Here is a 6,140-nt window from a genome sequence, read left to right on the forward strand (position 1 = left end):
TCGCCGATCTCGCCCATGCGGCCCACGGGGTGCAGTTCGGCAAGTGCCGTGTGGTGTTCCTGGGGGTGCATCGGGGTCTTGATCGTGCCGAGGGCGACCGCGTTGGAGCGGATGCCCCGAGTGGCGTACTCGATGGCCAGGGCCTTGGTGGCGGCCTGCAGTCCTCCCTTGGACAGTGATGCGAGCACCGACGGAACCTGGGAGTTGGGGTGCTCGACGAGGCTGGTCGTGATCTGTACGACGTGCCCCCCGCCCTGTGTGAGCATCTGGGCGATCGCGAGCTGGGTGATGCGGAAGAACCCGGCGACGTTCACTCCGAGCACGGCGTCGTAGTCGTCCTCGGTGAAGTCGGTGAACGGCTTGGAGAGGAAGATGCCCGCGTTGTTCACCAGGGTGTCGATGCGGCCGAACCGTTCCAGGCCTGCCGCGATGACGCGCTCGGCGGTGGCGCGGTCGGAGATGTCTCCCTGGACGGTGAGGATCTCGGGGTCCTGCGACGGGGTGATGCCGCGCGACGTCGCGACGACGGCGTAGCCCAGCTTGCGGTAGGCGTCGACGAGCCCGGCGCCGATGCCCTGCGATGCACCGGTGACGACGGCGACCTTCTGTCCTCGGGTGTTGTCCATGGTGGCCTTCCGGAGTGTGTGAGGGCGAGAAGTGCGGTTGTTAACCAACCGGTCGTCTAAAAACTAGACGACCGGTCTATTGGATTCAACGGTCCCGCGCGTCTTCGCGGTGTGGTGTGACGCACGGCTCGCCGTACGCCGACGTGCGGGGTGCGGTGTCGGCTCTGTGACGTGGGCGACGTCGCGTCGTCTTGCTCGTGATGGACCGGTCGTCTACCTTCTTGTAAGTAGACCGGTCGGCTAGTAACGACGAGCCGGTCCGCCCGAACCGCAAGACCCCGCCACCGCGAACGGAGATCACCACCGTGACCAGCCCCGTGAACGTCGCCATCGTCTACTACTCCTCCACCGGCACCATCACCGAGATCGCGAAGGAACTGCGCGACGCCGCCGTCAAGGCCGGCGCGGAGGTCCGCCTGGTCAAGGCGCCGGAGCTCGCGCCCCGGGAGGCCATCGAGTCGAACCCGGCGTGGGCCGCCCACCACGCCGCCACCGCCGACATACCGGAGGCCTCCCCGGAGGACATCGAGTGGGCCGATGCCGTGCTGTTCGGCACCGCGACCCGCTTCGGCAACCTGTCCGCCCAGCTCAAGCAGTTCATCGACACGCTCGGAGGCCTGTGGGCCCAGGGCAAGCTGGCCGACAAGGTCTACAGCGGCTTCACCTCGTCCGCCATCGCCCACGCCGGTCAGGAGACGACCCTGCAGGCGCTCTACACCTCGGTGCACCACTTCGGGGGCATCCTCGTCGCTCCCGGTTTCACCGACCCGGTCAAATTCGCCGACGGCAACCCGTACGGCACGTCGCACGTGGACGGGCAGGGCACGAACCCGGTGGACGACACCACCCGCGCCGCAGCCCGGCACCAGGCGGAACGCGTCGTGAAGATCGCCGGGAAGCTCAAGGCCGCCGTGCAGCGGTGAGACGTCCCCTGGACGTGCGGGTGGACGTGCGAGTCGGCGCCCCGGCGACGGTGGCGCCGGCTTCGCGTGTCCAGGGGGCTTCCTGTGCTCGGACGGCCCGGGGAAGACGGCCGACCATTTACTGCTGGTCGAATTCCCCACGATCAGCGAGGCCTGGCTGCGGCTCCTGGAGACGTAGCGCGGCTGACCTCGTGGGAAGGTTCCGCCGGGAACGCTTCGCCGGGAACGCTTCGCCGGCGACGTCCCGTGATGTGCGGGGGCATCCCGGGCGTACGAAGATGGTCGGAAGCGGAATGCCGCACCCGCGGGGGCGCGGGTCTCCTCCCGGAACCCCGCGGCGACCGCCGGATCTGCGGAGGTGCCCCGGGATGAACGACCGGCCCATCGCGGACTACGCCCTGCTCTCCGACTGCCACACCGCGGCACTCGTCGCTCGGAACGGTTCGATCGACTGGCTCTGCCTGCCGCACTTCGACTCCCGGTCCGTCCTGGCACGGATCCTCGGGCCGGACGCCGGCCACTGGGCCCTCCGGCCGACCGGCCCCAGCACGGTGACCCGGCGCTACCTGGACCGCACCATGGTCCTCGAAACCGTGTTCCGCACCGCCACGGGAACGATGACCCTGACCGACGCGCTCGCCCCCGGACGCGGCGAGCGGGGGCACGACCTCGGCCGTCACGCGCCGCACCTCCTCCTCAGGGTGGCGCGGTGCACGACGGGCCGCGTCGAGTTCGACATGGAATTCGCCCCGCGGCCGGAGTACGGCCTGATCAGTCCCCGGCTGACGCGGGTCGAGGGAGGCCTGCGCTGCCACGGCGGCCCGGACGCGCTCGGACTGTGCTGTCCCTACCCGCTCGACGTCACGGACGCGGCCCGCTGCACCGCGGTGCTGGAGGCCGGTGAGCAGGCCTGCTTCGCCCTCCAGCAGGCGCCGGCCGGCGAGGCGCCGGCCATGTGGTCACGGCAGGAGATCCTGAGCCATCTGCGGGACGCGGTGGCCGGATGGCGGGCGTGGTCGCGGGGTCACCAGTCGTACGAGGGGCCGTACGCGGAGATGGTCCACCACAGTGGCCGTGTGCTGCAGGCGCTCACCTTCCAGCCGACCGGAGCCATCGTCGCCGCGCCGACCACGTCCCTGCCCGAGGAGACCGGAGGAGTGCGCAACTGGGACTACCGCTACGCCTGGGTGCGCGACGCCTCGTTCACCCTGGACGCGCTGTGGGTGGCCGCCTGCCCCTACGAGGCCGAAGGCTTCTTCCGCTGGATGGCACAGGCCGCGGCGACCGACCCCGGCCGTCATCAGGACCTGCAGATCATGTTCGGCATCCGCGGTGAACGGGACCTGACCGAACGGGAACTGCCCCACCTGCCCGGATGGCGCGGGAGCCGACCGGTGCGCGTGGGCAACGGGGCGTGGGTCCAGCGCCAGCTCGACGTCTACGGTGAACTGTTGTCGGCCTTCGGGAGGTTGCGCCACCTCCTCGGAGGACTGGACGACCCCACCAAGGCCTTCCTCGCCGGACTCGTGGACGCGGCCGCCGACCGGTGGCGTGAGAAGGACCAGGGGATCTGGGAGGTGCGCAGTGCGCCGCAGCACTTCCTCTACTCCAAGCTCATGTGCTGGGCCGCCCTGGACCAGGGGCTGCGACTCGCCGAGGACCTGGACGCGCAGGAGCGGACACCGGTCTGGCGGGCGGCCAGGGACGAGATCCGGGCAGCGATCGAGGCGCAGGGCTGGAGCGAGGCCGCGGGCGCGTACACCCAGGCGTTCGGCTCGGACGTGCTCGACGCATCGGCGCTGATGATGCCGATCGTCGGGTTCGAAGCCGCCGACACCGTCAGGATGCGCTCCACCGTCGAAGCGGTCAGGACCCGCCTGACCGGCGCGGACGGCCTGGTCCACCGCTATGTCGCGGCGGACGACGGCCTGCCCGGAGACGAAGGCTCCTTCCTGCTGTGCACCTTCTGGCTCGCCCAGGTGCTCGCTCTGGCGGGCGACCCGCAGGAGGCTCGCGAGGTGTTCCGGCGCGCGGCCGGTCACCTGAACGACGTGGGCCTCCTCGCCGAGGAGGTCGAACCGTCCACCGGCGAGCTGCTCGGCAACTTCCCGCAGGCTCTGAGCCACATCGGTCTCGTCAACGCGGCCTGGGCCATCCATGAGGCGGAGAGCGCGTCGGTCTGACGGCCGGGGCCGGACGGCACCAGGGCCCGTGACGGGTTCCCGGTGTGCGCCCGGAATGCCGACTGGTCACACTGGAGTGGAGGAGAACCGACCGGGGGTCGGCCCGCTCCGGACGTCGAGCGTCCCCGGGCGGCCTGTGTCCGAGGGACCCTGACGCCGAATCGGTTCGGGAGGCCACGATGGGAGCGCTGGACGCACGGGTGGCGATCGTCACCGGGGGAGCCCGGGGATCGGTGCCGCGACGGCTCGGCTGTTCGCCGCCGAAGGCGCGGCTGTGGTCGTGGCCGACGTCGCCGACGCCGAGGGGGAGGAGCTGGCAGCAGAGCTCGGCCCTCCCTCCCGCTACGCGCACCTGGACGTGAGTGACGGGGACGACTGGCAGACCGTCGTCACGCGGACCGAACGGGAAGCGGGCCCCGTGTCGGCACTGGTCAACAACGCCGGGATCCTGGAGTGGGGCACCATCGAGGAGCAGTCCCCCGAGTCCTTCCGCAGGGTCGTCGACGTCAACCTCCAGGGCGCCTGGCTGGGCATGCGGACGACGGCGCCCTCTCTGCGCCGGGCCGGGGGAGGGGTGATCGTGAACATCTCCTCCATCGCCGGCCTGACCGGGTACACGGGGATCGGGGCGTACGTGGCCAGTAAGTGGGGGCTGCGAGGCCCGACCAAGACCGCGGCGCTGGAACTCGCCGCGGACGGGACCCGTGTCTGCTCGGTCCATCCGGGGGCCGTGCGCACCGGGATGACGGCCGACTTCGACGACTCCTTCACGGCCGCGCAGCCGCTCCCGCGGTTCGGTGAGCCCGGGGAAGTCGCCCGCATGGTGCTCTTCATCGCCACCGACGCCACCTATTCGACCGGCGTCGAGTTCGTCCTGGACGGCGGCGCCACCGCCGGGCCGTCGACCGACCTGCCCGCTGCCGACTGAAGCCGGACCTGTCCGGGCTGTCCGCCCCGGAAGGGGATTTTCCCTGCGCCACGGCACGCCCCTGCGCCCGCGGCCAGGACCGGTCCGCGAGGAGAGCGCGACGGCCGCCGGGCGTGAGCACCCGCCCCGCGATCACCGCGGAGGAGACGCCGGGGATCGGATCCTCCCGCCGGACTCGGGTGGCGCCTGTGCCCGCTCGTCGGCCGTAGCCGGTGCACGGCGGCGGCGAGCACGGCGATGCCCCGGTCACCGTCGCCGACGTACTCGTCGGCGGCGTGCCGGGGCGGACGGGTCAGGGGTTGTCCAGAGCCTGCTCGACGGTGGCGTGGCAGGAAATGATCTCGTCGATCCCCACGATGCGCAGGACATGCAGGACCGGCGCCTGCGCACCGGCGATGCGCAGCCACCCCGCGGTGGCGCTGACGGCCCGGTGGGCGACGACGAGGGAGTTGATGCCGCTGGAGTCCATGAAGGTGACACCGCTGAGGTCCACCACGACCCGTGACGGCGGCACCGCCCCGCGCTGCGGCAGCAGGGCCTCGCTGAGCACGTGCTTGACGTCGTGGTCGATCTCGCCGCGCACGACCACGACGCGTACGCCGTCGACCACGCTCTGCTCAATGACGAGCCCGTCCGGCCGGTCTGCTTTCGGGATGTCGGTCACTGTCTCCTCGACTGCGTTTACGCTTGCTCCGGGTCAGGACCATGCGTGGACGATTCTGCCTCACCGCCCGGGCCGGGTGCACGCGATCGGCTGTTCCGGACGGTGCATCCGGGGCAGACGTAGTCACCTGGTGGGACATCCGCGCTCGGGCGGACGGGGAGTGAGGCGATGCTGGTGGGATCCGAGGCCGAGGACGGCGACTGCAGGGCGCCCGGCGACCGTCTGTTGCGTGCCGGCTTCGCCCTGGGCGGGGACGACGGCTGCATCGCCGAGGCCCGCCACCACGCCACCACCTTCCTCGAACAGGCCCGCGACGGCCATGGGCTCGCCGTGTCCGCCCGCGCGACGGACCTGACCCAGTTGGTGGTCAGTGAGCTGGTCACCAACGCCCGCAAGTACGCCCCAGGCCCCGTCCTGATGGAACTGCGGATCATCGCCGACAGCGTGGAGGTGACCGTGTGGGACAGCGATCCCACGGTCCCCGCCGCGCGGGCCCCGGATCCGGCGAGGATCGGCCAGCACGGCCTGGAGATCGTCAAGGCGGTGACCGAGGACCTCTCGGTCCACCAGGAGCCGGTCGGCAAACGGATCACGGCCCGCATCGCTCTGGCCGACGCGGCCGACAGCGGTGTCGCCGCCCGCGGACCGGCGTAGCCGCCGCTCCCGTTCGGTGCAAGGACTGTGGGCCCCGGGTGTTCCCGGGGCCCACGGGCCGGCTGTCGTCTAGGGCGTGTTTCGAAAGTCCCGTCTGCCCGGCGACGCCTGGCACGCACGCTCGCCGCGTTGTCGGGATCGCCCCGATACAACCAGTATCGG

The 6,140-nt window shown here is 71.2% G+C and carries 6 protein-coding genes; 4 read left to right on the forward strand and 2 right to left on the reverse strand.

Annotation, left to right across the window (positions count from 1 at the left end):
• Nucleotides 1-626 (reverse strand): SDR family oxidoreductase (locus AB0N31_RS36035; protein WP_366062765.1); only part of this gene is annotated, 626 nt, incomplete at its 3' end.
• Between the two features lie 305 nt (nucleotides 627-931).
• Between AB0N31_RS36035 and wrbA the strand changes: the two genes are divergently transcribed.
• The 3 genes from wrbA (at nucleotide 932) to AB0N31_RS36050 (ending at nucleotide 4,660) form a co-directional block, all read left to right on the forward strand.
• On the forward strand, nucleotides 932-1,549 hold the full coding sequence (gene wrbA / locus AB0N31_RS36040) for an NAD(P)H:quinone oxidoreductase (RefSeq protein ID WP_366062766.1): 618 nt from the start codon (nucleotides 932-934) through the stop codon (nucleotides 1,547-1,549).
• 368 nt (nucleotides 1,550-1,917) lie between these two features.
• A complete protein-coding gene (locus AB0N31_RS36045; RefSeq protein WP_366062767.1) occupies nucleotides 1,918-3,732 on the forward strand; it encodes a glycoside hydrolase family 15 protein in 1,815 nt (604 codons plus the stop codon).
• 274 nt (nucleotides 3,733-4,006) lie between these two features.
• Nucleotides 4,007-4,660, forward strand: coding sequence for an SDR family oxidoreductase (locus AB0N31_RS36050; RefSeq protein WP_366062768.1), 654 nt, complete (start codon nucleotides 4,007-4,009; stop codon nucleotides 4,658-4,660).
• 292 nt (nucleotides 4,661-4,952) lie between these two features.
• On the opposite strand, the gene AB0N31_RS36055 is transcribed toward AB0N31_RS36050, so the two are convergent.
• Nucleotides 4,953-5,324 (reverse strand): STAS domain-containing protein, encoded by a 372-nt coding sequence (locus AB0N31_RS36055; protein WP_366062769.1) that lies wholly within the window; start codon nucleotides 5,322-5,324, stop codon nucleotides 4,953-4,955.
• Between the two features lie 168 nt (nucleotides 5,325-5,492).
• Between AB0N31_RS36055 and AB0N31_RS36060 the strand changes: the two genes are divergently transcribed.
• A complete protein-coding gene (locus AB0N31_RS36060) occupies nucleotides 5,493-5,978 on the forward strand; it encodes an ATP-binding protein (RefSeq protein WP_366062770.1) in 486 nt (161 codons plus the stop codon).
• Nucleotides 5,979-6,140 lie beyond the last annotated feature (162 nt).

Origin of the sequence: Streptomyces sp. NPDC051051, assembly GCF_040682975.1 — a bacterium.
Classification (GTDB): domain Bacteria; phylum Actinomycetota; class Actinomycetes; order Streptomycetales; family Streptomycetaceae; genus Streptomyces.

Excerpts from the sequence above, each read along its gene's own strand:
- AB0N31_RS36045 (WP_366062767.1), top strand. The coding sequence starts at position 1,918 with ATGAACGACCGGCCCATCGCGGACTACGCCCTGCTCTCCGACTGCCAC.
- AB0N31_RS36060 (WP_366062770.1), top strand. The coding sequence starts at position 5,493 with ATGCTGGTGGGATCCGAGGCCGAGGACGGCGACTGCAGGGCGCCCGGC.